Source organism: Sphaerisporangium melleum (genome assembly GCF_014646695.1).
Classification (GTDB): domain Bacteria; phylum Actinomycetota; class Actinomycetes; order Streptosporangiales; family Streptosporangiaceae; genus Sphaerisporangium; species Sphaerisporangium melleum.
Genome location: NZ_BMNT01000147.1, coordinates 1 through 787, shown reverse-complemented (window position 1 = coordinate 787; position 787 = coordinate 1). Strand labels below are relative to the sequence as shown.

Sequence of the window (787 nt, the reverse complement as noted above, 5' to 3'; positions counted from 1 at the left end):
TGAAGACCGCCGTGGGGCTGGTGCTGACCGCGATCATGCTGTTCCCGGTCTACTGGATGATCAACGTGTCCCTGACCCGCGAACAGGACATGCGCAAAACCCCACCCAACTGGCTCCCCCTCAACGGCACCCTGGAGGGCTACCACGCCGTCCTGACCCAGCAACTCCCCTACCTGGGCACCAGCCTCATCATCGGCATCGGCACCGTCGCCCTCACCCTGACCATCGCCGCACCCGCCGCCTACTCCCTGGCCAAACTCCACCCCCGCGGCGGCACCACCCTCGGCTTCATCCTCCTGGTCGCCCAGATGATCCCCGGAATCATCATGGCCATGGGCTTCTACGCCATCTACCTCACCACCGGCATCCTCAACACCATCCCCGGCCTCATCATCGCCGACTCCACCCTCGCCATCCCCTTCGCCGTCCTCATCCTCACCGCCTTCATGACCGGCATCCCCGACGAACTCCTGCACGCCGCCCGCGTCGACGGCGCAGGAACCATCCGCACCTTCACCTCCATCGTCCTGCCCGTCAGCCGCAACTCCCTCATCACCGTCTCCCTGTTCGCCTTCCTATGGGCCTGGTCGGACTTCATCTTCGCCAGCACCCTCGACCAAGGCGGAGACCACCAGCCCATCACCCTGGGCATCTACCACTACATCGGCAACAACAACCAGCAATGGAACGCCATCATGGCCACCGCCGTCGTCGCCTCCATCCCCGCCGCCGCACTCCTCATCATCGCCCAGCGCTACGTCGCCGCCGGAATGACCGCCGGCGCCGT

The 787-nt window shown here is 65.6% G+C and carries 1 protein-coding gene; it reads left to right on the top strand.

Translation table 11 applies throughout. From position 1 onward, the window contains the following. Positions 1–787: carbohydrate ABC transporter permease (locus tag IEY93_RS37565; RefSeq protein WP_189167897.1), on the top strand; the 787-nt coding region annotated here is incomplete at both ends.